The sequence below is a fragment of the Rhodococcus sp. T9N genome, from assembly GCF_024436645.1.
Taxonomy (GTDB): domain Bacteria; phylum Actinomycetota; class Actinomycetes; order Mycobacteriales; family Mycobacteriaceae; genus Rhodococcus_F; species Rhodococcus_F qingshengii.
In genome coordinates, this window is sequence record NZ_JAMSKS010000010.1 from 124948 (window position 1) to 148920 (window position 23973).

At 63.6% G+C, this 23973-nt stretch carries 26 protein-coding genes; 15 read left to right on the forward strand and 11 right to left on the reverse strand.

Translation table 11 applies throughout. The annotated features are described in order from the left end of the window. Positions 1 to 21: 21 nt before the first annotated feature. The gene (locus tag M1L53_RS17785) at positions 22 to 774 is read left to right on the forward strand and encodes an SOS response-associated peptidase (RefSeq protein WP_020969226.1); all 753 of its coding nucleotides are present in this window, start codon (positions 22 to 24) and stop codon (positions 772 to 774) included. A 3-nt stretch (positions 775 to 777) separates the two neighbouring features. On the opposite strand, the gene M1L53_RS17790 is transcribed toward M1L53_RS17785, so the two are convergent. Together M1L53_RS17790 and ybaK are read right to left on the reverse strand one after the other, a co-directional pair. Then, on the reverse strand, positions 778 to 1491 hold the full coding sequence (locus tag M1L53_RS17790; RefSeq protein WP_021332569.1) for an SIMPL domain-containing protein: 714 nt from the start codon (positions 1489 to 1491) through the stop codon (positions 778 to 780). A gap of 24 nt (positions 1492 to 1515) precedes the next feature. Then, positions 1516 to 2010 (reverse strand): Cys-tRNA(Pro) deacylase, encoded by a 495-nt coding sequence (gene ybaK / locus M1L53_RS17795; RefSeq protein ID WP_054187627.1) that lies wholly within the window; start codon positions 2008 to 2010, stop codon positions 1516 to 1518. A 207-nt stretch (positions 2011 to 2217) separates the two neighbouring features. Here ybaK and M1L53_RS17800 point away from each other — a divergent pair, with 207 nt between their 5' ends. Together M1L53_RS17800 and rsrA are read left to right on the forward strand one after the other, a co-directional pair. Then, entirely contained in the window at positions 2218 to 2916 is a 699-nt protein-coding gene (locus M1L53_RS17800; RefSeq protein ID WP_042922166.1) for a sigma-70 family RNA polymerase sigma factor, read from the forward strand. Continuing rightward, positions 2913 to 3194 (forward strand): mycothiol system anti-sigma-R factor, encoded by a 282-nt coding sequence (gene rsrA / locus M1L53_RS17805; protein WP_003940722.1) that lies wholly within the window; start codon positions 2913 to 2915, stop codon positions 3192 to 3194. The genes M1L53_RS17800 and rsrA overlap by 4 nt, the downstream gene beginning before the upstream one ends. A gap of 102 nt (positions 3195 to 3296) precedes the next feature. On the opposite strand, the gene M1L53_RS34880 is transcribed toward rsrA, so the two are convergent. Beyond that, positions 3297 to 3371, reverse strand: coding sequence for a 50S ribosomal protein bL37 (locus M1L53_RS34880; protein WP_022597109.1), 75 nt, complete (start codon positions 3369 to 3371; stop codon positions 3297 to 3299). A gap of 136 nt (positions 3372 to 3507) precedes the next feature. On the opposite strand from M1L53_RS34880, the gene M1L53_RS17810 reads away from it, so the two are divergent. Both M1L53_RS17810 and M1L53_RS17815 read left to right on the forward strand, forming a co-directional pair. Further along, positions 3508 to 3723 (forward strand): biotin/lipoyl-binding carrier protein, encoded by a 216-nt coding sequence (locus tag M1L53_RS17810; RefSeq protein WP_007731208.1) that lies wholly within the window; start codon positions 3508 to 3510, stop codon positions 3721 to 3723. Between the two features lie 8 nt (positions 3724 to 3731). After that, positions 3732 to 5234 carry a sensor histidine kinase gene (locus M1L53_RS17815; protein WP_003940890.1) on the forward strand — a complete coding sequence of 501 codons (1503 nt, stop codon included), beginning with the start codon at positions 3732 to 3734 and terminating at the stop codon, positions 5232 to 5234. A gap of 119 nt (positions 5235 to 5353) precedes the next feature. Here the strand turns inward: M1L53_RS17815 and M1L53_RS17820 are convergent, their stop codons facing one another. Continuing rightward, the gene (locus M1L53_RS17820; protein ID WP_003940950.1) at positions 5354 to 5608 is read right to left on the reverse strand and encodes a WhiB family transcriptional regulator; all 255 of its coding nucleotides are present in this window, start codon (positions 5606 to 5608) and stop codon (positions 5354 to 5356) included. 255 nt (positions 5609 to 5863) lie between these two features. Then, the gene (locus tag M1L53_RS17825) at positions 5864 to 6820 is read right to left on the reverse strand and encodes a diacylglycerol kinase family protein (RefSeq protein ID WP_007731209.1); all 957 of its coding nucleotides are present in this window, start codon (positions 6818 to 6820) and stop codon (positions 5864 to 5866) included. Positions 6821 to 6861: 41 nt separating this feature from the next. On the opposite strand from M1L53_RS17825, the gene M1L53_RS17830 reads away from it, so the two are divergent. Then, entirely contained in the window at positions 6862 to 7332 is a 471-nt protein-coding gene (locus M1L53_RS17830; protein WP_019747799.1) for a membrane protein, read from the forward strand. Positions 7333 to 7374: 42 nt separating this feature from the next. Here the strand turns inward: M1L53_RS17830 and M1L53_RS17835 are convergent, their stop codons facing one another. Further along, the gene (locus M1L53_RS17835) at positions 7375 to 7854 is read right to left on the reverse strand and encodes a GNAT family N-acetyltransferase (protein WP_003940724.1); all 480 of its coding nucleotides are present in this window, start codon (positions 7852 to 7854) and stop codon (positions 7375 to 7377) included. A gap of 17 nt (positions 7855 to 7871) precedes the next feature. Next, positions 7872 to 8495: an acid phosphatase gene (locus M1L53_RS17840; RefSeq protein WP_080552758.1), complete on the reverse strand. Its 624-nt coding sequence runs from the start codon at positions 8493 to 8495 to the stop codon at positions 7872 to 7874. A gap of 71 nt (positions 8496 to 8566) precedes the next feature. On the opposite strand from M1L53_RS17840, the gene M1L53_RS17845 reads away from it, so the two are divergent. Further along, positions 8567 to 9364 carry a ParA family protein gene (locus M1L53_RS17845; protein WP_003940948.1) on the forward strand — a complete coding sequence of 266 codons (798 nt, stop codon included), beginning with the start codon at positions 8567 to 8569 and terminating at the stop codon, positions 9362 to 9364. 13 nt (positions 9365 to 9377) lie between these two features. On the opposite strand, the gene M1L53_RS17850 is transcribed toward M1L53_RS17845, so the two are convergent. Next, positions 9378 to 10580: a PQQ-binding-like beta-propeller repeat protein gene (locus tag M1L53_RS17850; RefSeq protein ID WP_054187626.1), complete on the reverse strand. Its 1203-nt coding sequence runs from the start codon at positions 10578 to 10580 to the stop codon at positions 9378 to 9380. 9 nt (positions 10581 to 10589) lie between these two features. Further along, positions 10590 to 12179: a DEAD/DEAH box helicase gene (locus M1L53_RS17855; protein ID WP_054187625.1), complete on the reverse strand. Its 1590-nt coding sequence runs from the start codon at positions 12177 to 12179 to the stop codon at positions 10590 to 10592. Between the two features lie 377 nt (positions 12180 to 12556). Between M1L53_RS17855 and M1L53_RS17860 the strand changes: the two genes are divergently transcribed. After that, a complete protein-coding gene (locus tag M1L53_RS17860) occupies positions 12557 to 13252 on the forward strand; it encodes a ferritin-like fold-containing protein (RefSeq protein WP_029255047.1) in 696 nt (231 codons plus the stop codon). Between the two features lie 107 nt (positions 13253 to 13359). Next, a complete protein-coding gene (locus M1L53_RS17865; protein WP_003942312.1) occupies positions 13360 to 13590 on the forward strand; it encodes a DUF3107 domain-containing protein in 231 nt (76 codons plus the stop codon). Between the two features lie 69 nt (positions 13591 to 13659). Here the strand turns inward: M1L53_RS17865 and M1L53_RS17870 are convergent, their stop codons facing one another. After that, the gene (locus M1L53_RS17870; protein ID WP_003942309.1) at positions 13660 to 14331 is read right to left on the reverse strand and encodes a TetR/AcrR family transcriptional regulator; all 672 of its coding nucleotides are present in this window, start codon (positions 14329 to 14331) and stop codon (positions 13660 to 13662) included. Between the two features lie 328 nt (positions 14332 to 14659). Between M1L53_RS17870 and M1L53_RS17875 the strand changes: the two genes are divergently transcribed. Genes M1L53_RS17875 through M1L53_RS17885 form a run of 3 tightly spaced genes read left to right on the forward strand, consistent with a single transcriptional unit; the run spans position 14660 to position 17841 of the window. Then, a complete protein-coding gene (locus M1L53_RS17875) occupies positions 14660 to 15706 on the forward strand; it encodes a DUF3152 domain-containing protein (protein WP_007731223.1) in 1047 nt (348 codons plus the stop codon). Positions 15707 to 15753: 47 nt separating this feature from the next. Continuing rightward, positions 15754 to 16941: an adenylyltransferase/sulfurtransferase MoeZ gene (moeZ, locus tag M1L53_RS17880; protein WP_003942292.1), complete on the forward strand. Its 1188-nt coding sequence runs from the start codon at positions 15754 to 15756 to the stop codon at positions 16939 to 16941. A 45-nt stretch (positions 16942 to 16986) separates the two neighbouring features. Continuing rightward, complete coding sequence (locus tag M1L53_RS17885) at positions 16987 to 17841, forward strand: TIGR02569 family protein (protein ID WP_007731227.1); 855 nt, start codon at positions 16987 to 16989, stop codon at positions 17839 to 17841. Here M1L53_RS17885 and M1L53_RS17890 read toward each other — a convergent pair. After that, positions 17838 to 18518, reverse strand: coding sequence for a FadR/GntR family transcriptional regulator (locus tag M1L53_RS17890; RefSeq protein WP_003942319.1), 681 nt, complete (start codon positions 18516 to 18518; stop codon positions 17838 to 17840). The two genes, M1L53_RS17885 and M1L53_RS17890, sit on opposite strands and share 4 nt — an antisense overlap. Positions 18519 to 18611: 93 nt before the next feature. On the opposite strand from M1L53_RS17890, the gene M1L53_RS17895 reads away from it, so the two are divergent. The 3 genes from M1L53_RS17895 to nirB all read left to right on the forward strand — a co-directional run bounded on the left by M1L53_RS17895 (position 18612) and on the right by nirB (position 23939). Beyond that, positions 18612 to 19874, forward strand: coding sequence for an MFS transporter (locus tag M1L53_RS17895; protein WP_054187624.1), 1263 nt, complete (start codon positions 18612 to 18614; stop codon positions 19872 to 19874). 113 nt (positions 19875 to 19987) lie between these two features. Then, positions 19988 to 21388 (forward strand): nitrate/nitrite transporter, encoded by a 1401-nt coding sequence (locus M1L53_RS17900; RefSeq protein WP_085989607.1) that lies wholly within the window; start codon positions 19988 to 19990, stop codon positions 21386 to 21388. A gap of 49 nt (positions 21389 to 21437) precedes the next feature. Next, complete coding sequence (nirB, locus tag M1L53_RS17905; protein WP_050654902.1) at positions 21438 to 23939, forward strand: nitrite reductase large subunit NirB; 2502 nt, start codon at positions 21438 to 21440, stop codon at positions 23937 to 23939. The last annotated feature ends 34 nt before the right edge of the window (positions 23940 to 23973 follow it).

The window sequence follows — 23973 nt, forward strand, 5'->3', positions numbered from 1 at the left end:
AACCGTGCCACCCTGGGTGTCATGTGCGGAAGGTATGCGACCACAGCGGACCCGGCCACCCTGGCGGTGGAACTCGACGCGCTCGACGAGACCGACCACTCGGCGCCCGTCGAAGCCGATTACAACGTGGCCCCCACGACCGAGGTGTTGACCGTCGTCGAACGCCACGATCGGGAGAACCCCGACAGCGATCCGACCAAGAGGATTCGGCGGATGCGGTGGGGATTGGTGCCGTCGTGGACCAAGGAACTGGGCAAAGGCCCGGTCCTGTTCAACGCCCGCGCCGACTCGCTGGCGGAGAAGCCGGCGTTTCGGACCGCCTTCAAGTTCAAGCGTTGCCTGGTCCCCATGGACGGGTGGTACGAGTGGCAGACCGAGGCCACCGGCGGGAAGAAGGCAGCGAAGATTCCTTACTACATGCACCCCGACGACGGATCACGGCTGTTCATGGCGGGCGTGTGGTCTGCCTGGCGGGACCCGAGGGTCGAGAACGCGAGCCCCGTTCTGAGCTGCTCGATCGTCACGGTCGACTCTCTCGGTCACCTCGAGCAGGTTCACGACCGCATGCCCCTCGCCCTGCCTCGTGACCGCTGGGAGGCGTGGCTCGATCCCGACAACACCGTCGATTCGGCTCTGCTCGAACCGGTACCGGACCTCTTCGAGCGGATCGACGTCGATCGAGTCCGGCCGCTGGTCAACAGTGTCAAGAACAACGGGCACGAGTTGATCGAGCCGGACGTCGACCGTGCCGGCGAGCAGATCAGCCTGCTCTAGCAGTCAGCCGAGAGCCCAGGTGACGGTCACTTCGAACGAGACCTGCTGGGTTCCCGGGGCGAGAACCATGTCGGACATCGAGGCGTCGGGAGCGCGCATGGTCTGACCGCCACTCGTGTCGTGTGCCTCGGTGATGGTCACGACGTTTTCGAGCGACGTCCCGGACAGATCCGCGTACTGCTCGGCACGGTTCTTCGCGTCCTCGAAGGCACGGGTGCGAGCGTCGGCCAGAAGCTGAGAGTCGTCGTCGATGGCGAAGGCGACGTTACCGAGCCGTGCCGCGTTTCCGCCCGCCGCGATGCCGGCGTCCAGGACAGAAGAGGCCTTGTCGAGATCGCGGACGACGATTCGTACCGAGTTGGTCGCCCGGTAGCCGGTCACGTTGCCGCCGACGAACGGTCCGCCGCTGGCGTCGTACTGCGGCTGGACGGACAGATCGCTTGTCTGCACGTCCTCGGGGGCAACCCCGGCGGCGACTATCGCGTCGATCATCTGACGGGCCTTGTCATTCGCCTCCGAGACCGCTCCCGATACATCCGGGGCAACCACCTCGATGCCGATGTCGGCATTGAGGATGTCCGGCGCCCCGCGGACCTGCCCTGATCCGACTACCGTGACTTCCTTGGCGGCATTGTCCGAACTCCCGCAGGCCGTCAGCGAGACGGTGAGGGCTGCCGCTGCAGCGGTCAGTGCAAGAGTTTTCAGGTGTGGTCGCATGGTGAGACCGTAGCGACCGGATACTCAGCCCGCCGTGATTTGCGCCGTGAAAGCGCCACTGAGCTGCGTGAGGTCCGTCGGAGCCAGCTCGATTTCGAGCCCGCGTCGGCCGGCGCTGCAGAGAATGCGGTCCCAGTCGAGCGCCGACGCATCGATCACTGTCGGCAGTTTCTTGCGCTGGCCGAGCGGTGAGATACCGCCGAAGACGTAGCCGCTCGAGCGCTCGGCTTCGGCGCGATCGGCCATGACGGCTTTGCTCGCACCGAGGGCAGCGGCTGCAGCTTTGAGCGAGAGCTTGTCCGGGACCGGCAGGACCGCGACGGCGAGCTTGCCGGTGTCGAGTTTGACGACCAAGGTCTTGAAGATCTGGGCGGCCTCAACGCCTGTCGACTCTGCCAGTGCAGTGACCGCCTCGTCGCCGAAAGATTCGGCGCGAGGATCGTGGTCGTAGCTGTGGACGCGGTGCGGTGTCTTCGACTTGTCGAGAAGTACGGTCGCAGGGGTCGCTGTTCCGGCCATGTGGAACACCCTATGTGGATCGCCGACAGGTGCATTCGACCAGGCCGGGAACAGAGTCGCTGACTCCCGTGTTGGTACCAGTTGATGAAACTTGTCCCGAGAAGCGAAGGAGCGACCGTGCTGGCTGTGTGTGAGCCACCACCGGCCCGTGGGTCGGATCTTCAGTTGGCGGTAACCTTGATCCCTACGGCTAGTGAAGGGATCAGAGTGCTGGAACACGACCGGCCCAAGGACGAACCGTCAGGGGTAGCTGAACCTATCGACGGCGCAGTGTCCGAAACGCCCGAAACTGCGGATGAGTTGATTGCCCGGTTCGAGCGCGACGCGCTCCCGCTGCTCGACCAGTTGTACGGCGCTGCCCTGCGCATGACGCGGAATCCGGCTGATGCCGAGGATCTCGTGCAGGAGACGTACGTCAAGGCGTACACCGCTTTCCGTTCGTTCCGTGCCGGTACCAACCTGAAAGCCTGGCTGTACCGGATTCTCACGAACACCTACATCAACTCGTACCGCAAGAAGCAGCGCCAACCCGCGCAGTATCCGACGGACGAGATCACCGACTGGCAGTTGGCCGCCACCGCCGAGCACACTTCGACGGGGCTGCGATCGGCCGAGGTGGAGGCGCTCGACGCGTTGCCTGACGACGACATCAAGGCGGCGCTGCAGTCGCTTCCCGAGGAATTCCGTATGGCCGTGTACTACGCCGATGTCGAAGGATTCCCGTACAAGGAGATCGCGGAGATCATGGGCACACCCATCGGAACGGTGATGTCGCGACTGCACCGTGGTCGCAAGCAATTGCGTGGTCTTTTGGCCGATGTCGCAAAAGACCGGGGATTCAATCGGGACGGCGCGGTCGACACAGCCACAGTCGCAGCCACCGAGACGGAAGGTGTCACACGATGAGTGAGCAGGACGAATTCGAAAGGCTCGACTGCTCGGCAGTCATCGCCGACGTCTGGTTGATGCTCGACGGTGAATGCGACGATTCAAGTCGTGCTCGCCTGCAGCGTCATATCGACGATTGTGGATCGTGCCTCGAGGCCTACGGGATCGAAGAGAAGGTCAAGAGCCTGATCAACCGTAAGTGCGGCGGAGACCATGCGCCGGAAAGCCTGCGTCAGAGGCTCACCGTCGAGTTGCGTCGGACCATCGTCATAACGACTACCGAAACCGACAGCTAGCCCGTCAGCGAAGATCTGAGCGGCAGCAGTCGGAAGGCAGTAACGCCGAGGGGCGGGGAAGCAATGCTTCCCCGCCCCTCGGACGTTTTGTTGCGCTACATGTCAGGCGTTTGGACGCTTGCCATGGTTAGCGGCGTTGCCCTTACGGCTGCGCTTCTTACGACCACGCTTACCCATGATTGGTCTCCCTTCTGTTTCTTTCGCGTCATTGTTTCACGCCGATGCCGGTGTGGTTCCATTGGCAGGTCGATCGAGTGATCCGTCGACGTATTTTCGTGGTCAGAGTGCAGTTCCGACAGAAGTGAGGTTCACGATGGCAGAAGACGTGCGCGCCGAGATGGTTTCGACGGTCTACCAGGTCGTCGTGAGCGAGGGAGACGTCGTTGCGGACGGCGACACCCTGGTCATCCTCGAATCCATGAAGATGGAGATTCCCGTCCTGGCCGAGGTTCCGGGAACGGTGACGACGGTGGGCGTCAAGGTCGGCGACGTGATTCAGCAAGGCGATCTGATCGCCGTGATCTCCTAAGCCGGACGATGTCCACTCTCAGCGACCTCCTCGCCGAACACACCGACCTTCCCGGTGCGGCGGTCGACCATCTCCAGCGCGTCGTGGGGGAGTGGCAACTGCTCGCCGACCTCTCCTTTGCCGACGTTCTCTTGTGGGTGGGCACCGAATCGGAGAAGAACCGATCCGAGGGGACGGTCATCTGCGTCGCGCATTGCCGGCCGACAACGGCATCGACGGCTTTTCCGGAGGATGCGGTCGGAACGGTCGTTTCCGAGTCCGAGCACCCGCAGGTTCTTCGCGCTCTCGTGGAGGGCCGCGTCGTGCGCGGGGAAGACGAGACGTGGCGTGAAGGAATGCCGCCGCGTCGGGAAGCCGTTCCGGTGCGTCTGGACGGGCGAGTCATCGCTGTTCTGAGCCGCGACACCAACCTGTCGCACCAGCGAGCGCAGAGTCCGCTCGAACTCGCGTATCTCGATTGCGCCGAAGACCTGTGTCAGATGATCAGCGACGGAACCTTCCCGATCCGAGAATCGCGCTCCGACACGAACTCGAGCCCACGTGCGGGCGACGGCTTCATCCGTCTCGATACCGAAGGCACAGTCGTCTATGCCAGCCCGAACGCGCTCTCGGCCTATCACCGGATGGGTCTGAGTTCGGATCTGGTGGGCCAAGACCTCGCAGCGCTGACCCGTTCGTTGGTCACCGACCCGTTCGAGTCTCAGGAAGCTGCGGGATACATCCGAGATACGTTGGCGGACAAGCCCGGTCGCCGTATGGAGATCGAGGCGCGCGGGGCGACCGTTCTGCTGCGGGCCCTGGTTCTCAAGCCTGGCGGCCGGCATGTCGGTGCTGCGGTCGTCGTCCGCGACGTCACCGAGGTCAAGCGTCGTGATCGCGCTCTCCTGAGCAAGGACGCAACCATCCGCGAGATTCACCATCGAGTGAAGAACAATCTGCAAACCGTCGCGGCGCTTCTGCGTCTACAGGCCAGGCGAACCGGCAACGACGAAGCGCGACAAGCGTTGACAGAGTCGGTGAGACGCGTGACGTCCATCGCCCTCGTTCACGACACCTTGTCGATGTCGGTGGACGAAGAGGTGGATCTCGACGAGGTGATCGACCGGTTGGTTCCCATGCTCTCCGATGTCGCGGGAGTAGGTGTGCCGGTGACGATTCGGCGTGAGGGCAGTTTCGGAGTGTTCTCCGCCGAGCGCGCCACCCCGCTGGTCATGGTGCTGACGGAGTTGGTGCAGAACGCGATCGAGCACGCTTTCGATCCGGGTGTGACCGGCACGGTCACACTCAGTGCCGAGCGTTCTGCACGCTGGTTGGACGTGATCATCCACGACAACGGGCGCGGCCTGCCGGAGAACTTCGACCTCGAGAAATCCGATCGCCTCGGACTCCAGATCGTGCGGACTTTGCTGGGCGCCGAACTCGGTGGCTCGCTCGGACTGCACCCGGGAAGCGGAGGCGGTACCGACGCGGTTCTGCGTGTGCCGCTCGGTAGACGTTCTGCGCGTTACTGATTCGAGCCGCGTTAGCGATTCGAGCAGACAAAAAGCCCGGCACCATGTGGTGCCGGGCTGTCGTCTTCGACTGTGCAGAGGGGCTGTTCTCCGCCGCGAGTCGAACGTCTCGGTTCTACCTAGACGGAAGTGCGTGCACGGGTACGTGCGTTACGACGCTTGAGTGCGCGACGCTCGTCTTCGCTCATTCCGCCCCAGACGCCTGCATCCTGGCCGGACTCGAGAGCCCACGACAGGCACTCGGCGGTGACGGGGCAGCGGTTGCAGACAACCTTGGCATCAGCGATCTGAGCGAGGGCCGGTCCACTGTTTCCCACAGGGAAGAACAGTTCGGGATCCTCGTCGCGACAGATTGCGTTGTGGCGCCAGTCCATCTTTTTTCGCTCCTTAATTGGGTGTGTATTCACACCATTTGGTACCAATGAGTTTGTGTGTGCGTCATCAATGTTTCCGCACTGTTACTTGTGAATGCTTTCACGAACTCGCGGTATGTCAATAGGTTTGAACGGGTTCGTGGGCCAACTCACTAATTTGTGACACACCTGACGGCCACCTGGGCGTCACCGGCATTTTACCCGATTTCGACCTTTTGGCACCAGAGTTTTTGCAGGTCAAACGTGTTGCCTGACTCACGTCGTAATCGGTGCGAACACTTCCAGTGCATCCGGGACCGAGGTGAATTCGACCTTTTCACGAAGTCCGATGTAGTCGCCGTCCATCTGGAGTCCGATCGGTCGCGACGATTCGATGGTGATTGTCGGGACGTCGTCGGTGCGTAAGAGGACCTTCGATTTCGGCTCCGCGCCGCGTGCGAGTAGTTGCCGCACCACCCGCAGGGACGGCAGAACTTTGGTGCTCGTCATGGCGAAGATGCCGAGTCCACTGTCGAAGGTCGTTCCCGGATTGGTGTGGACGGGACGCTCTTCCAGATATGTCCACGGGCTCGAGTTCGAGACGAATGCGTAGTGGACTCCGGAGACGGGATCCTGATCGGGAAGGTGGACGGTCAGCGCTGGTTCGGCTCGCTTGGCACGGAAGAACGCCGCGATCGCGGTTCGGACATACCGGGCGGGTGTGGCGGCGTCACCGTTCTTACGGCTGGCGTCGACGGCCTCGCACACATCGGCGTCGAGGCCCATTCCGGCGTTGAACGTGAACCAACGGTTGTCGCAGTGTGCGAGCCCGATTCGGCGCCTGGTCCGTTCGGAGAGGAGGTCGACGAGCTGGTTCGTGGCGTCGATCGGGTCGGCGGCAATACCGAGTGAGCGCGCGAAAACGTTTGCCGAGCCTCCCGGGACGACAGCGATCGTCGGGATCGGACCGACCGGAACCGATTTCATCGACGCGGGATGCGGTGACCCGAGCAGTCCGTTGACCACTTCGTTGACCGTTCCGTCGCCGCCGTGGACGATCACCGAGCCGAAGCCGTCTTCGTGGGCTTCGCGCGCCAGTTCGGCGGCATGACCCCGATGTGTGGTGTGCGCCACAGTAAGTCGCACCCGACTCTCGAGGGCGTGTGCCAACAGGTCACGACCGGCAGCGGTGGTGGAGGTGGCATTGGGATTGACGATCAGCAGTGCGCGCACGGGGCATGAGCCTATCCGGTGTCGTGTTCTAGGCTGGCCTCGTGCCGAATACCGCCAGTCCGAACGCCCTGCCCAAGACAGTCACATGGGCAGGTGCCCTCGTGACGCTTCAAGGGCTGGTTGCCGCCGGGTTCGCGATCGTCGCAGTGATTCGCGGTGCAACCGGCCACGATCAGAGCGTCACCAACGGATACGGATTTGCCGCCTGGGTCGCGATCCTCGGCGGCGCGGTGTTGGCTGCCGGTATCGCTTTGCTGACGGGCCGCCGGTGGGGCCGGGCAATTGCCGTCGTCGCGCAGTTGCTGCTCCTGCCGGTCGCCTGGTCGCTCCTGACCGATTCGCATCAGGTGCCACTCGGCATCGTTCTGGGTGTCGTCGTTCTCGGCGCTCTGGGCTGCCTGTTCTCGGCTCCGACGTCTCGATGGATGGCAGCGGAGTACGGAGCGTACGCAGACGAGGTGTCGCCGGAAGAGGGGCGCCCGGACGAGACCGAAGAGCCGCGGGACAAGTAGGACGGAACGCCTACGCTGCTTCAGACCTACTCAGCCTCCGCTCTACTCAGCTTCGGCGGCGAGAGCTCCGAGGTGAGTACCGGTCAGGCGATACGTGGTCCACTCCGTCTTCGCGTCGGCACCGAGTGACTCGTAGAACTTGATCGAGGGGGTGTTCCAGTTGAGCACCGACCAGGACAGCCGGGTGTAGTCGTTGTCGGTGCACTCCTTGGCGAGTGCGGCCAGAAGAGCCTTCCCGTGGCCTGATCCGCGCTGACTGGGCTTGACGTACAGGTCTTCGAGGTAGATGCCGTGAGCGCCGTCCCACGTCGAGAAATTGCGAAACCACAATGCCATGCCGACGACGTCGTCGGCCGAATTCACAGCGACGTGCGCGAAGGCCGTCGCGGCCGGCCCGAACAACGCCTCGCCGATCTGTTCCGCCTTCACGGTGCACTCGTCGAGGGCCTTCTGGTAGTCGGCCAACTCGTAGATCATGTCGGTGATCGGCTGGACGTCTGCGGGCGTGGCGCGTCGGATCATAGGGAGAATCTTAGGCCTCAAGCCTCGACGAGCGGCGGCACGTTGTGATGGACGAGGTGGGTGGCGCCGTGCTCGTAACCGAGAACCGAGTATGCGCCGGGGGACAAGGCGAAACGCTTTCCTTCCGTCACCGGGAGCTCGAGCCAGCGGGCGATGAGTGCGCGTGAGAAGTGGCCGTGCCCGATCAGGATCACGTCGCGTTCGGGTAGTTGCGAACGCACCATCGACAGCACCATGTCGGTGCGGGCGTGGATCTGATCGGCCTGCTCGCCGCCGGGGCACGGGTGCGTCCAGACGGTCCAATCGGGCACCGTTGCGCGGATCTCGGGCGTCGTGAGGCCTTCGTAGTCGCCGTAGTCCCATTCGGACAGTGCATCCCAGGTTCGCTCTTCCGGCAAGCCGGCGAGATCGCCCGTCAACTGTGCGCGCAGCCGCGGACTCGTCAGAATCATGGGGTTCCGGAGGTCGAGGGTTCGCAAGCGATTTCCGGTCGCGGTTGCCTGCATCTCGCCGAGCGGAGTCAGCGGAACCTCGGTCCGGCCCGTGTGTTTCCCGGTGCGTGCCCACTCGGTTTCACCGTGTCGCATGAGTACGACGCGAGCACCGAGGGGGATCGACGAGGGGGCGGACTGGGACGTCATGTCGACCATCATTGCAGGCTGCCTCGCGTGTGTAGCTCGCCTCCTGGCGCGAAGTGCGCAAGGATCTACGTGTGACGACGGTTCTCGCAGTGGCGAATCAAAAGGGCGGCGTGGCTAAAACCACCACCGTCGCTTCTCTCGGTGCGGCTTTGTCCGCGCTCGGACAACGAGTTCTGGTGGTGGATCTCGACCCGCAGGGCTGCCTGACGTTCTCGCTCGGACACAACCCGGATCGCCTCGAGCGTTCGGTCAACGAGGTCCTGGCGGGTGATCTCGACGCGGTCGACGCCGTGCTGAAGACGGACGACGGTATGGATCTCCTGCCGGCCACGATCGATCTCGCGGGCGCCGAAGCGCTGCTCCTGATGCGACCCGGTCGAGAGTTCGCGCTCAAGCGGGCGCTGTCTCCGCTCCTGGGCTCTTACGACGTCATCATCATCGACTGCCCACCGTCGTTGGGTGTGCTCACACTCAACGGATTGACTGCGGCGCAGTCGGTTCTGGTTCCACTGCAATGCGAAACCCTCGCACACCGCGGCGTCGGACAGCTGCTGCGTACGGTTCGTGAAGTCCAAGCCATCACCAACCCGGATCTTGTTCTGCTCGGCGCACTTCCGACTCTGTACGACGCTCGAACCACGCACAGTCGCGACGTGCTCGCCGACGTCAGCGACCGCTACTCCCTGGCCGTTCTGGCGCCTCCGATCCCACGCACCGTCAAGTTCGCCGAGGCGTCCGCGTCGGGTGCGACGGTCCTCGCCGGACGAAAGAACAAGGGTGCGGATGCCTATCGTGAACTCGCGGACAATCTCGTAAAGCATTGGGCTGGAAACGAAGTCGTGACTTTCGCGCCGGAGCTGGCGCTCTGAGGAAGGCGAGCTTCTAGCGCAGCGCGAACAAGGTATCGCCGCGCTGTTCCAGAATCGTCTCGCCCGCACTGGCGAGCACGATCGGTGTCGCCGTCTCACCGCGGTCGACTGCGATCATGCGCTGCACCGCTCCGTCCGACGGACTGACGGCTGCAATGCCGCCCGGAACGGGGATGAGCATCTGACCGGCAACCATGCTTCCGGGTCCGGACGTTCCGTTGACGATCCACGTCGGAGCCAGATCGCTCAGGCGCAGGTTGACGGTCTGCGAGCCGGTCCACCACGTGATCGAAGCCTTGTCGGCGTGGGTGCGGGCGCCTTCGGTCACCGTTCCCTCGATCGGATAGTCGACGATCGGATTGCCGGATCCGTCGAAAATAGTGATGCGAGAAACGGTTCCGTTGGCGGCAGGGAGGTAGACGGCCGTCTTTTCGCCGGCCACGGCAAGCAGGCGGGCGCCCTCGGAGTCGAGGAGAATCGCGGATCCGTACTCTTCGGGTTCCTGGGCGTCCTTCGGTGCGGGATTCATCACCGTCAACCTGTTGGAGGCTTCACCGGGGCAGCTCTCGAGTACCGAGACTCGGTTGGCGCTCGACGCAGCGTCGAGCAGCGTGCATCCGGTGCGAGGTTGCTTGTTGGGGTTCACCTTCGCGTCGACCCGGCCGTACTCGAGGGTTCGGACGAGGTCCGAGCGCCACAGCTCCATTCGCTCACTGCCGCGCGAAATCAGGTAGGTGCCGTCCGCTGAAAGGCTGACCGCGGAATCGGCGTCGCTGTTGCGCTGGTCCTTTCGGGCGCCGGTGTCGGCGACCAGCGACGTGACCTGAGAGCAACCGCGATCGTCCTGATAGACGCTGACGACGCGATCCCACGAACCGATCGCGCCGCACAGCGGAATGTTGCGCGCGTATCGCCATACTTCTTCGCCCGTTGCCGGATCGCGGCCGATCACCTCGGAGCCGTCGGCGGTGACGACGGCATTTCCGACGGTGATCGGTGCCGTCGAGTCGGCACTGGGAGATTCCCACGTCTGCTTCAGGATGTCGGGTAACAACACCGACGTCGACAGAGGTGGGAGTGGAGATTCGGCGGTGACCGAGGTGGTTCCGCGCGCATCACTGCGCAACCACACAACGGTCACCGCCACGATTACGGCCAGCGCGATTGCCAGCGCACCGATGACATCTGAGCGAGTACGCCTTTCGGGAGCCAGCACATCGGCAGCTTACTCTGCGGCGCCTGCTGTCGCGGAAGCCGCGGGGCGACGACGCCGACGGCGACGCGGCTTGGCCGCTCCGTCTTCGTCCGAGTTCTCGGCAGCGGTTGCCGCGGGTGCCGAAGGGGGAGCTGTGGTGGCGCCGGCGGTGGTGGACGTCGCGGCGTCGGTCGAAGCGCCGGCGCGGGTGCGGCGACGGGTCCGGTTGCGGCGGGGAGCGGCCTTCTCTTCGTTGCCGTCCGAGTCGGTCGACTTCGGCGCGTCTGCTTTGTCCGTTGCTGCCTTCTCCGGGGCGGCCTTGGCCTTGCGAACAGTGCCCTTGGCATCGGCCGGAATGGACAACTCTTCGTAGAGGTGCGGCGAGCTGGAGTAGGTCTCGACCGGGTCGGGGATTCCGAGGCTCAGTGCCTTGTCGATGAGCTGCCAGCGAGGGATGTCGTCCCAGTCGACCAGCGTGACGGCGATGCCGGTGCGTCCGGCGCGGCCGGTACGACCGATGCGGTGGACGTAGGTCTTCTCGTCCTCGGGGCACTGGTAGTTGATGACGTGGGTGACGTCGTCGATGTCGATACCGCGGGCAGCGACGTCGGTGGCGACCAGAACGTCGACCTTGCCGTTACGGAAGCCCTTCAGCGCCTTTTCACGGGCGATCTGGCCGAGGTCACCGTGGACGGCACCGACGGAGAAGCCGCGTTCCGCGAGATCGTCGGCCACCTTCTGGGCTGTGCGCTTGGTGCGGGTGAAGATCATCGTCGCGCCGCGGCCTTCGGCCTGCAGGACGCGGGCGACCATCTCGGCCTTGTCGAGCGCGTGTGCACGGTAGATGTGCTGGCTGGTGCGATCGTGCACCGCGGAGGATTCGGCCTCTTCGGCGCGGATGTGCGTCGGCTGCGTCAGGAAGGTGCGAGCCAGGGTGATGATCGGGCCGGGCATCGTCGCGGAGAAGAGCATCGTCTGACGCTTGTCGGGGACCATGCCCATGAGGCGTTCGATGTCGGGGAGGAATCCCAGGTCGAGCATTTCGTCGGCCTCGTCGAGGACGAGAACGCCCACCTTGCCCAGGATCAGGTGCGACTGGTTGGCGAGGTCGAGCAGGCGACCCGGGGTGCCGACGACAACGTCGACGCCCTTCTGGAGTGCCGAGATCTGCGCCTCGTACGGACGGCCGCCGTAGATGGGCAGAACCTGGAGACCGCGGTCGCCGACCCGGAGGTACTTGCTGGCGTTCTCGAGGTCGCGGGCGACCTGGATGCACAGCTCGCGGGTGGGAACGATGATCAGAGCGCGGGGCGTGCCGTCGAGAACAGCTGTGCCGTTCTCGGCGGTGACGATGCGATGCAGGAGCGGGACGCCGAAACCGAAGGTCTTGCCCATTCCGGTGCGGGCCTGACCGATGAGGTCGTCACCGGCGAGAGCCAACGGAAGGGTGAGTTCCTGGATGGCGAAGGTGCGCTCGATGCCGATCTCGTTCAGTGCGCGGACGATTTCGTCGCGGACACCGAGTTCGGCGAAGCTCGGGGGTACATGGGTGTCGTCGAGCTGGACGGAAACGGTGTTCTCGGTTGCTTCGTCTTCGTGGTCGACAGTGATCTTGCTCAGGGGACTAGCCTTTCCTCGTGGCGGTACGCACGCACAAGGTAAGGGGCCAGGCCGTAAGTCGGCCGATGTCGATGCCCTCTTTTTCTTCGGTCATGCCTACGCCTCAGCACTGAATTCCACTCGGACGAATTCGAACCGTCCGGCGATCTCGGCGAAGCGGGCGACAACCGTCGATGCAGGTGCGCGCACATTATCGGTGGGGTTCGTGTGAATACAGCCGTCCCGGCTAACCAAATGGCCCGGGGGAACTGGCGAACTCCCAAGACCATTGTAGCTGCACGTTGTCCGTCCCTCGCGATGACATGTCGAAGATCACCGAATCGGACATGCGGTCCTTGCCGGTCGCGTCGGCCGTCGAAGCACTACAGTTCGTAGTCATGGGCGCACACGATCTTGATGCTTCGACGGACGCTGGAACCGGAGGCCGAGTCGCTTCCGATCACCCTGGCGTGATCGATTTGTTTGCCGTTCTCGCGTATGGCGAGATTTCGGCGTTCTACCGCTTGGCGGAGGACGCACAAATGGCACCGGACCTGCGAGGCAAGGTGGCGTTCGCCAGCATGGCCGCCGCCGAGATGGACCACTTCGAGACTCTGGAAACGGCGTTGACGGAACGTGGCCACGAGATCTTCGCCGTCATGGACCCGTTCGTTCGAGCTCTCGACAACTACCACGCGTCGACGACACCGTCGACGTGGCTGGAATCGCTCGTGAAGGCGTACGTCGGCGACGGAATCGCTGCCGACTTCTATCGCGAGATCGGGCACTCCCTCCCGGCGGATGTCGCGGAAATCGTCGAGGACGTGCTGTCCCAGACGGGCCACTCGGAGTTCGTGGTGCTCGAGGTGAAGGCAGCAGTGGAGGCCAGTACTCGCGCAAAGGACCGGTTGATGCTGTGGGGACGCCGTCTTCTGGGCGAAGCAATCACGCAGGCACAGTTCGTGCTGGCGCAGCGTGAAGATCTAACCGATCTGGTGATCTCCGCCTCCGGCGACCTCAACGGAGTTGTCGCGTTGTTCGACGGCATGCAGGCAAAGCATGCCGAGCGGATGGCGATTCTCGGACTCGTCTAGGTGCCTGTTCGCTCTGGGCACAGCGTGCAGAGGAGCGTGGGCGGTCGTTGCTGCATTAGCCTTGCGTCGACAACGGATGTAATTCACGAACAGTTCGGAGGTTGACCGTGGAGGTCAAGATCGGTGTAATCGACAGCCCGCGTGAGCTCATCGTCAACAGCGAACAGACCCCTGACGAGGTCGAGACACTGGTCGCGGCTGTCCTCGGTGGCCGCGAGCCGGTTCTGGCTCTCGTCGACGACAAGGGCCGCAAGTTCCTGGTGCAGGCTTCTCGTGTGGCGTACGTGGAGATCGGTCCGTCCGATATCCGCAAGGTCGGATTCGCGCCTACCGTCTGACGCGTAGCTGTAACAGCAGAATGGGCGGGCAGTCGTGAGACTGCCCGCCCATTCTCGTTCGGGTTCCGGTTACTTCGTTTCGGCTTGCAGCGGCACGTGTGAGAGACCGCCCCACGCGAGGGTCACGGTGATTTCCACGGCTTCTTCCTTCGGGATCGGCCGCGCGGCCTCGAGCCAGTACCGCGCAGTGAACTGGCTGGCACCGACAAGACCGACCGCAAGGATGCGCGCGCGGTACGGATCGAGTCCGGAATCCTGACTCACCAGGTCGAACACAGCGTCGACGCAGGCTTCGGTGGCTTGTTCGACGCGTGTCTGGACCTGAGGTTCGCCCATGATGTCGGACTCGAACACCAGGCGGAAGCCCTGGGAGTCGTTGTCGACGAAGTCGAAGAACGCCTGGACCGCGGCGCGGACACGCTGTTTGTTGTCCGTCGTCGATCGCAGGGCCTGGCGTACACCCGAGATGAGGCTGTCGACGTAACTCTGCAGGACTGCGACGTACAGTTCGAGTTTGCCTGGGAAATGTTGGTACAGAACTGGCTTGCTGACACCGGCACATTCGGCGATCTCGTCCATGCCGGCCGAGTGGTACCCGTTCGCAACGAATACCTCACTTGCAGCTGCGAGGAGCTGGAGGCGGCGCGCATCGCGGGGGAGGCGGGTGCTGCGACGTGTTCCGGCAGGCTTGCCAGCCGTTGTACCGCGATCGGAGTCAGTCCGATCCGCGAGTTCTGTCATGTCGCTTCCAATCTGAGCAAAAGTAATTCGGTCGGCGCGCGGATCCGCGAGTCGCGTGTGCGTACCCGCCAGTATCCTCCGTCACACCGGTCGTAGCCGAATGAACGATACCGTGTGTCGCCCGGGCGAGTCGCGCGTGCCTCGGTGAGCGAGACCAGCGGTCTTTCTCGTTACAGGACGGGCTGCCATGACACGCCAGGACCAGCAAGTTTCGGTCAGCCCGGGCGAGCGACTTGCCGTGTGTGAGATTCTGGACGACGTGACTGACCCAGGGGGACCGCGCATGCGTGGACGAACTACGCAGAACCCTGAACGTGAGGAACGTCGAATGCGTAGCGGAACTGGAGCGCCTCGCGACGAACGTCGGCCGGAGGTGCCGGATGATCGTGCCTACGGCGAACGCGACTATCGCGGCATTTCCTCCCATCAGCCTTTGCGCGCCCAATGGGATCCGACCAAACGAGAAGTGGGCCGAACCCCGCGTAATCCGCGACCGGACCGGGCAGCGCGAAAGCAGAGCAAGCTCGGGCGCTTCGTCTCGACCTACGGTTGGCGGGCCTACGCGATTCCGGTTCTCGTGGTGCTCACCATTCTTGTGATCGTCGATGCGGTACGGCCGGACGCCACAGACTCCGCGAGCAAGACGTCGGCCACCGCCGACCTCGCGCACAGCACCGACGGAACCGATGTCATCGGTGCCCCACCGGCCGGAGACGGAACTTTTGCCTCGTCGATACCGTCCGGTGCCCTTCCCGACGGTGGTCCGTTCACCGTCGCGGGGGGTGGAACGTGGCACGTCGTACCAGGTACGACGGGCAAGGTCGGACAGGGAACCGAACGCGAGTTCACGTACACGGTCGAGATCGAGGACGGCGTCGACACGACCGGCTTCGGCGGAGACGAATCGTACGGACGCATGGTCGACCAGACACTGGCCAATCCGAAGAGTTGGACCAACGATCCCAAGGTCGCGTTCCGGCGCGTCGACGCCGGCGAGCCGGACTTCCGGATCTCCTTGACCTCACAGATGACGATCCGCGAAGGCTGTGGATACGAAATCGAACTCGAAGGATCCTGCTACAACCCGAGCATGGACCGAGTCCTGCTCAACGAACCGCGATGGGTGCGAGGCGCCATTTCGTTCCAGGGCGACATCGGCTCGTATCGGCAGTATCAGATCAATCACGAGGTCGGCCATGCCATCGGATACGCCGCTCATCAGCCGTGCGAGACCGAAGGCGGACTCGCACCGATCATGATGCAGCAGACCTTCGGAACCGCGAACAACGACATCGCTAGGCTTGATCCCGAGGGCGTCGTTCCGATGAACGGACTCACGTGCCGCTTCAATCCGTGGCCGTACCCCCGAGCGTGACCGGATCGAGAATCCCTGATCTCGTCTTGAACTAGGAGTGTTTCGCGGTGTCTGCAACACCCGTCGTATTGCCACCACTGGTGGAGCCGGCAGCCGAGTTGAGCCGGGAGGAAGTTGCCCGATACAGCCGGCACCTGATCATCCCGAACGTAGGCATGACCGGTCAGAAGCGGCTCAAGAATGCACGAGTCCTGTTCATCGGCGCCGGTGGATTGGGTTCACCGGCACTGCTCTACCTCGCGGCCGCAGGAGTGGGCACCATCGGGATCGTCGAGTTCGACGAGGTCGACATGTCGAACCTGCAGCGTCAGGTGATTCACGGACGCTCCGACGTCGGACGCCCGAAGGCGCTCAGTGCGAAGGAGTCGATTCTCGAAATCAACGAGCACGTCGACGTCCGATTGCACGAGTTCCGCCTGGACAACTCCAACGCGGTCGAACTGTTCTCCGAGTACGACCTGATCCTGGACGGTACGGACAACTTCGCGACGCGGTACCTCGTCAACGATGCTGCCGTCATCGCGGGAAAGCCGTACGTGTGGGGCTCGATCTACCGCTTCGAAGGGCAGGTCTCGGTCTTCTGGGAAGACGCCCCGGACGGCGCGGGACTGAACTATCGCGATCTTTACCCGGAGGCGCCGCCGCCAGGCATGGTCCCCTCGTGCGCCGAGGGTGGTGTGCTCGGAGTCCTGCCTGCGACCGTCGGTTCGATCATGGCGACCGAGGCGGTCAAGCTCATCACGGGGATCGGCGAACCGCTTCTCGGACGCCTGATGATCTACGACGCACTTGCGATGACGTTCCGGACGATCCGCCTTCAGCGTGATCCGACCCGCGTGCCGGTCACCGCCTTGATCGACTACGACGCGTTCTGCGGTGTCGTGTCCGAAGAGGCGAGTGCCGCTGCTGTCGGTTCGACGATCACGGCGCCCGAACTGGAGGCCATGATCGGCGAGGGACGGTCGATCGAGCTGGTCGACGTACGAGAACCGGTTGAATGGGACATCATGCATCTGCCGGGGGCCGTGCTGATCCCGAAGGACCGCATCCTGTCCGGTGAAGCTCTGGCGACGTTGCCGCAGAACAAGCAGATAGTGCTGTACTGCAAAACCGGCATTCGTTCCGCCGAGGCATTGGCATTTCTCAAGAACGCCGGTTTCTCCGACGCGGTCCACGTTCAAGGCGGCGCGATCGCCTGGGCGAACCAGGTGGATGCGAGTCTGCCGGTCTACTAGGCGCGCCTCGCGGGAGGCGGCGCCGCGCACCGGTAGCGTTGGGGTGTGAGCACAGGCCAACCTCCCCAGCACGTGTGCTCCACCTTCGGCCTCCGTGAAGTCGATCCCATCCCACTCGGTGCGGATTGGGACGGCGGGTGGCTGTGTGGAGACGTCGTCCTTTCAGCAGTCGCGGATCATGCCCGCGCAGCGTGGTCGGCGAAGGTGCGAGAGAACCTCGAAGTCGACGGCGTTCGGCTGGCTCGACCGGTGCGTTCGACCGACGGTCGTTACGTCGTCTCGGGCTGGCGTGCCGACACCTTCATCGTCGGATCGCCGGAACCACGTCACGACGAAGTGGTCTCGATGTCCTGCCGACTGCATGCGGCGACGGCCTCGCTCGAGCGCCCGCGCTTCCTTGCGCAACCGCCCGTGCCGCCGTGGGCCGAGGTCGACGTATTCGTCGCCGCTGATCGCGCGGCATGGGAAACGGTTCCGCTGAGGATCGCGAAGGGCGTCGAGCAACTCGAGACGCCCACTCCTGACGGTCGCAAAAGTCTGGAACTGATCGCCGGGCTCGCTACTTTGCGTAAGCCGGTGCAGAGCCCGGACCAGCTCGTGCACGGCGATCTGTTCGGGACAGTGCTGTTCTCGGGCAGTATGGCGCCCGGAATCACCGACATCACGCCGTATTGGCGGCCGGCCGCGTGGGCCGCCGCCGTCGCTGTGGTCGACGCGATCTCGTGGGGCGGTGCCGACGAGGCACTGGTCGGCCGGTGGGAAGATCTCCCCGAGTGGCCGCAGATGCTTCTACGTGCGGTGATGTTCCGCTTGGCGGTTCATGTTCTGCATCCTCGCTCGACGGCGGACGCGTTCCCGGGGTTGGCCCGTACGTCCGACATCGTGCGCTTGCTGCTCTAGATCGGGGCGCCGGTACCGAAGTCCGAGACCAGGCCCTCGAACAGCTCGCGTGCGGCGTTCGAGGCGGCCACGGTGTTCCCGTCGACGACAGCGTTGACGAGGTTCGCGTGCTGCGAGTGGAATCCTTCGCCGGTTGCATCGATGTGCTGTTGGATCGTGGTCTCGATGACCGGGAGCAGGGAGTCGTAGAACTCCAGGTAGACCTCGTTGTGGCTGGCCGCGACGATTGCTCGGTGCAGGGCGACGTCCGCGGTGGTGGCGGCGTCGACGTCCTGACCCTCCCATGACGCGGTGCGAAGCTCGAGTAGCCGCGTCAGTTCGGCGATGTCGTCTTCGGTTCGCCGTGCGGCGGCCAGGGTGGCCGCGGTGATGTCGAGTGCGCGCCGAAGTTCGAGTACATCCCGCTGGTGGGCGCCGGCAAAGTAGTTGCCGAGAGTGCCACCGAGGTCGGAGACAGCAACGACGTAGGTGCCCGATCCCTGACGACGTTCCAGCATTCCGGCGTGTACGAGCGCCTGGACCGCCTCGCGCACGGTATTGCGACCGGTCCCGGTCAGCTCCGACAGTTCCGGTTCGGTGGGGATTTTGGAACCGATCGGCCAGGTTCCGCTCCGGATCTCGTTGCGGAGTTGTTCGGTGACCTGCGAGATGAGACTTGCGCGTCGAACGGGTTGCACGTGGTTGTTTCCTCGGGTCCGGGTAAGTGGTGTGAATGTGACGTTAGATTACCGCGCTTGTGCGAGTTCGTCCGGTCATCCTATGATTTGCCGGTGACTGCTCAACTGGAGAGAACCGAAACCCACTCGTTGATACAAGGCCGTGTGCTCGTCTTCGCTGCGATTGCGATGTCTGCGCTCGTACTTCGACTTGCGGTGACCTCGTTCTCGTCCTTGGCGGCCGAGATTCGCGACGAGATCGGCTTCTCCGCCTCGATCGTCGGTGTCTTCGGCATGGTTCCGACCGCAATGTTCGCCATCTTCGGTCTCATCACTCCCGCCATCGCGAAACGTATCGGGCTCGAGCGAACGGCCCTCGTTGCAATGCTCATGGCCGGCGTCGGAATGTTGTTGCGCGCCATGATGTCTCAGACATGGTCGTTGCTGGCCCTCTCGGCTCTGGCACTGGCAGGCATGGGAATCGGCAATGTCGTGATCCCGCCGTTGGTCAAGCGGTACTTCTCGGATCGCCTCGCCACCATGAGTTCGGTCTACATCGTGGCCGTGCAGATCGGCACCATCGTTCCGGCGTTCGTCGCAGTCCCGGTCGCCGACGCCTTCGGGTGGCGGTTCTCGATCGGCTGGTGGTCCGCCTTCGGCTTCGCCGCAGCAGTGCCGTGGTTGATCACCCTCGCTCGCTCGCGCAAGGCTCGCGCGAACGAAGCCGGGTCCGTCGAGAATTCATCGGATTCGGTTGCGGCAGTGGCAGAACAGCCACGCGGTCAGGTCTGGCGTTCTCCCGTGGCCTGGGGGATGGCCGGCATGTTCGGCATGACCTCACTGATCACGTATTCGATGTTCACGTGGATTCCGTCGATCCTTCGTGACGCCGGAGCCAGTGATGCCTTCGGCGGAACGATGGTCGGAATGTTCTCGGTGATCGGGCTCGTCGCAGCGTTCGGTGCACCGACGCTGTGCGCCCGCATGGCCAATCCCTTCCCTGTCGTGATCGCGTGTGCCGTCTGCTACCTGGTCGGCATGGGCGGGCTGTACTTTGCCCCGATGGCGGCGCCGGTCGTGTGGGTTGTCGTCCTGGGCCTCGGCCCGAGCACGTTCCCGATGTCGCTCACACTGATCAACCTGCGTACTCGTTCACACATCGGTTCCTCGGCACTGTCCGGCTTCACCCAGGGCATCGGCTACTCCGTTGCCTGCCTCGGTCCGCTCCTGTTCGGCGTTTTTCACGACGTGTCCGGTGGATACGCTGCGCCGTTCGGCCTGCTCGTCGTCGCTGTGATCGTGGTGCTCCTGGGCGCCTACCAGGCATGCAAGCCTCGGATGCTCGAGGATTCCTGGCACGCACCTGCGAAAAACTAGCTCACACCCGGTCTTGTTACCGGGTGAGGATCAATTGACTTCGCGGTCATCGCACGCAGCACCGGCGCAATAACCGTTTTCTACCTTTGGGTCTCCAACATATTCAGGAGGCCCTGGTGAGTCATTACATCGAGCATTGGGATGCAGAGGACGTCGACGCCTGGGAATCCGGCGGCAAGGACATCGCGAAGCGGAACCTGATCTGGTCAGTGGTAGCCGAACACGTCGGCTTCTCGATCTGGTCGATCTGGTCCGTGATGGTGTTGTTCATGCCGACGGATATCTACGGCATCGACGCGGCCGGAAAGTTCTTCCTCGTCGCAGTGCCCACACTTGTCGGGTCGGTCCTCCGTATTCCCTACACGGTTGCCACCGCACGGTTCGGCGGTCGCAACTGGACCGTCATGAGTGCGCTGTTCCTCTTCGTGCCAACACTTCTCACGCTCTACCTGATGATGAACCCGGGTGCGTCGTACACCACGTTCATGTTGGTAGCGGCCACTGCAGGTATCGGCGGCGGCAACTTCGCGTCGTCGATGACCAACATCAATGCCTTCTACCCGCAACGCCTCAAGGGGTGGGCGCTCGGTCTCAATGCCGGCGGCGGCAACATCGGTGTGCCGATGATTCAGCTGATCGGTCTGCTGGTGATCGCCACCGTCGGTAACCGCGCTCCGTGGATCGTCTGCGCCGTCTATCTCGTGTTCATTGCGGCCGCCGCCGTCGGTGCCGCGCTGTTCATGGACAACCTGGGCAACCAGAAGTCGGACCTGCGCTCCATGGCCAAGGCACTCAAGTTCTCCGAGTCGTGGGTGATCAGCTTCCTGTACATCGGTACGTTCGGTTCCTTCATCGGATTCAGCTTCGCCTTCGGTCAGGTTCTGCAGATCAACTTCCTCGCCGGCGGTGCCACTCCGGCCGCGGCGGCGCTGCATGCAGCACAGATCGCCTTCATCGGACCACTCCTCGGTTCGATCGCCCGGCCGCTCGGTGGCAAACTGGCCGACCGCATCGGCGGCGGCAAGATCACCATGTGGACGTTTGTCGCCATGGCATTCGCGGCATCGATACTCGTGACGGCCGGAACGATGGACGACAACACCGCGGGCGTCGCCAGCGCCGGAATCATGGTGACATTCGTTCTCGGCTTCATCGCCCTGTTCCTGCTCTCGGGCATCGGAAACGGATCCGTCTACAAGATGATCCCGGCGATCTTCGAGGCGAAGGCCCAGAGCTTCGACCACATGGATCGAAGCGAGAAGGCAACGTGGTCGCGCAGTATCTCCGGCGCTCTCATCGGATTTGCCGGTGCGGTAGGCGGTTTGGGCGGCGTCGGCATCAACCTGGTGCTGCGCGCGTCGTACAGCAGCCCCGCGAAGTCGGCGACCATGGCCTTCTGGGTGTTCCTGGCCTTCTACATCGCCTGCATCGCAGTCACCTGGTTCGTCTTCCTGCGCAAGCCGTCGACGCTGACCACAGACGTCGACGAGGCGAAGGTCGCAGTCACGGCGTGAGCGGTCCGCAGAATCTCAGAACTATCTCGTACCTCAGGAAGTAGGCGTCATGAGCAAGTCGGTTGTTGTCATCGGACACGGAATGGTCGGACACCGATTCGTCGAGGCACTGCGTTCGCGCGACGAAGCGAACAACTGGTCGGTGACCGTACTCTGCGACGAGCAGTACGCAGCGTACGACCGAGTCGGGCTGTCCTCGTACGTCGGAGCGTGGGACCCCAAGGAATTGGCACTGGCCGGCAACGATTACGACGGCGACAGCCTGGTCGACCTCCGTGTGGGGGAAGGCGCGCTCTCGATCGACAAAGATGCACGCACGGTCACGACGACAACCGGCGAGACGATCTCCTACGACGCTCTGGTGATGGCGACCGGTTCGTATCCGTTCGTGCCACCCGTGCCGGGGCACGAGGGCGACGGATGTTTTGTCTACCGCACCCTCGACGACCTCGACGGTATCCGGGCCGCCGCCGAGAAGGCTGGTCCTGGCGCTGTCGGCGTCGTGGTGGGCGGAGGTTTGCTTGGACTCGAGGCCGCAAATGCTCTCTCGCTCATGGGAATGACGGCACACGTCGTCGAACACAATGCGCGATTGATGCCGATGCAGGTCGACGAGGGTGGTGGCGCACTACTCGCTCGCCTCGTCACCGAACTCGGGCTCACTGTCCACACCGGTGTCGGGACGGCGGGAATTTCGCAGGCCGACAATGGAATCGTGGTCGAACTCTCCGACGGCTCCACCATCGACGCGTCGCTGCTCGTCTTCTCCGCCGGAGTACGTCCGCGTGATCAGCTGGCCCGCGACGCCGGCATCGCAGTGGGGGAGCGCGGTGGCATTCTGACCGACCTCGGCTGCGTGACGTCGGACGAGAACATCTATGCCGTCGGCGAATGTGCTGCGGTGGAAGGCCGTTGCTACGGTCTGGTCGCTCCCGGTTACACGACGGCCGAGATCGTGGCCGATCGTCTGCTCGGCGGCGCCGCGGATTTCCCGGGCGCGGACATGTCCACCAAGCTCAAGCTCATGGGCGTCGACGTCGCCAGTTTCGGTGACGCGATGGCGACCTCACCGGGCGCCCTCGAAGTCGTCCTCAGCGACGCGTCCAAGGGGACGTACGCAAAGCTCGTGGTCTCCGACGACGCGAAGATCCTGCTCGGCGGCATTCTTGTCGGTGACGCATCGGCCTACGCGTCGCTGCGCCCGCTGGTCGGTCGCGAACTACCCGGTGACCCGGCGACATTGATCTCGCCTGCGGGGGAGAAGCCGGGTGCAGGCTCGCTGCCCGACGACGCCGAGGTGTGCTCGTGCAACGCCGTGACGAAGGGAGCCATCTGCGGTGCAATCGCAGCCGGCGCATGCGACATCGCTTCGGTGAAGGCGTGCACCAGCGCCGGAACCACTTGTGGCGGTTGCCTTCCCACCGTGAAGCAGCTGCTGGCCGATTCCGGCGTCGTGATGTCGAAGGCACTGTGCGAACATTTCGCGCAGTCGCGGGCCGAGTTGTTCCAGATCGTCCAGTCGACGCAGACCAGAACCTTCTCGGCGCTGATCGCCAAGTACGGCAAGGGCGCCGGTTGCGACATCTGCAAGCCCGTAGTCGCTTCGATTCTGGCATCGACGGACTCCGATCACATCCTGCACCGCCAGCAGGCGTCGTTGCAGGACACCAACGATCACTTCCTCGCGAACATCCAGAAGAACGGTACGTACTCCGTGGTACCTCGGATGCCTGGCGGCGAGGTCACGGGTGAGCAACTCATCGTCATCGGAGAAGTGGCGCGAGACTTCGGCTTGTACACGAAGGTGACCGGCGGTCAGCGCATCGACTTGTTCGGTGCCCGCGTCGAACAGTTGCCCGCGATCTGGAAGCGCCTCGTCGACGCCGGGATGGAATCGGGTCAGGCGTACGGCAAGTCCCTCCGGACGGTCAAGAGTTGCGTCGGTTCGAGTTGGTGCCGCTACGGTGTCCAGGATTCGGTGGGTATGGCCGTCGACCTCGAGAATCGCTACCGCGGTCTGCGTTCGCCGCACAAGATCAAGTTCGGCGTCTCGGGTTGCGCCCGTGAATGTGCCGAGGCGCGAGGCAAGGACGTCGGCGTCATCGCGACGGAGAACGGTTGGAATCTGTATGTGGGCGGTAACGGCGGACAGTCGCCCAAACACGCTCAGTTGCTTGCCGGAGGCCTCGACGACGCGACCTTGGTCAAGTACATCGACCGCTACCTCATGTTCTACATCCGTACTGCCGATCGCCTCCAGCGCACGGCGCCGTGGGTCGAATCACTCGAAGGCGGACTCGATCACCTCAAGGCCGTGATTTGTGAAGACAGCCTGGGTATCGGCGAGGAACTCGAGGCACTGATGGCCAAGCACGTCGAGGGTTACCAGGACGAATGGGCCGGTGTGCTGGGTGATCCGGAGAAATTGTCGAGGTTCGTCTCGTTCGTCAACGCACCGGAAGAAGCCGACCCGACGGTTGTGTTCGACGAGACCGGAGTGCGCAAGGTTCCGGTCCTGATGGGCATGCCGAGCATCCCCACGCGCCGGTAATAGTCGCGTAACCCGTGGGAAACACGGGATCCGT

What these genes read in the sequence shown, in the direction of transcription:
- M1L53_RS17785 (WP_020969226.1), top strand. Translation starts at nt 22, where the DNA reads ATGTGCGGAAGGTATGCGACCACAGCGGACCCGGCCACCCTGGCGGTG.
- M1L53_RS17790 (WP_021332569.1), bottom strand. Translation starts at nt 1,491, where the DNA reads ATGCGACCACACCTGAAAACTCTTGCACTGACCGCTGCAGCGGCAGCC.
- ybaK (WP_054187627.1), bottom strand. Translation starts at nt 2,010, where the DNA reads ATGGCCGGAACAGCGACCCCTGCGACCGTACTTCTCGACAAGTCGAAG.
- rsrA (WP_003940722.1), top strand. Translation starts at nt 2,913, where the DNA reads ATGAGTGAGCAGGACGAATTCGAAAGGCTCGACTGCTCGGCAGTCATC.
- M1L53_RS17810 (WP_007731208.1), top strand. Translation starts at nt 3,508, where the DNA reads ATGGCAGAAGACGTGCGCGCCGAGATGGTTTCGACGGTCTACCAGGTC.
- M1L53_RS17815 (WP_003940890.1), top strand. Translation starts at nt 3,732, where the DNA reads ATGTCCACTCTCAGCGACCTCCTCGCCGAACACACCGACCTTCCCGGT.
- M1L53_RS17820 (WP_003940950.1), bottom strand. Translation starts at nt 5,608, where the DNA reads ATGGACTGGCGCCACAACGCAATCTGTCGCGACGAGGATCCCGAACTG.
- M1L53_RS17835 (WP_003940724.1), bottom strand. Translation starts at nt 7,854, where the DNA reads ATGATCCGACGCGCCACGCCCGCAGACGTCCAGCCGATCACCGACATG.
- M1L53_RS17840 (WP_080552758.1), bottom strand. Translation starts at nt 8,495, where the DNA reads ATGACGTCCCAGTCCGCCCCCTCGTCGATCCCCCTCGGTGCTCGCGTC.
- M1L53_RS17860 (WP_029255047.1), top strand. Translation starts at nt 12,557, where the DNA reads ATGGGCGCACACGATCTTGATGCTTCGACGGACGCTGGAACCGGAGGC.
- M1L53_RS17870 (WP_003942309.1), bottom strand. Translation starts at nt 14,331, where the DNA reads ATGACAGAACTCGCGGATCGGACTGACTCCGATCGCGGTACAACGGCT.
- M1L53_RS17875 (WP_007731223.1), top strand. Translation starts at nt 14,660, where the DNA reads ATGCGTAGCGGAACTGGAGCGCCTCGCGACGAACGTCGGCCGGAGGTG.
- nirB (WP_050654902.1), top strand. Translation starts at nt 21,438, where the DNA reads ATGAGCAAGTCGGTTGTTGTCATCGGACACGGAATGGTCGGACACCGA.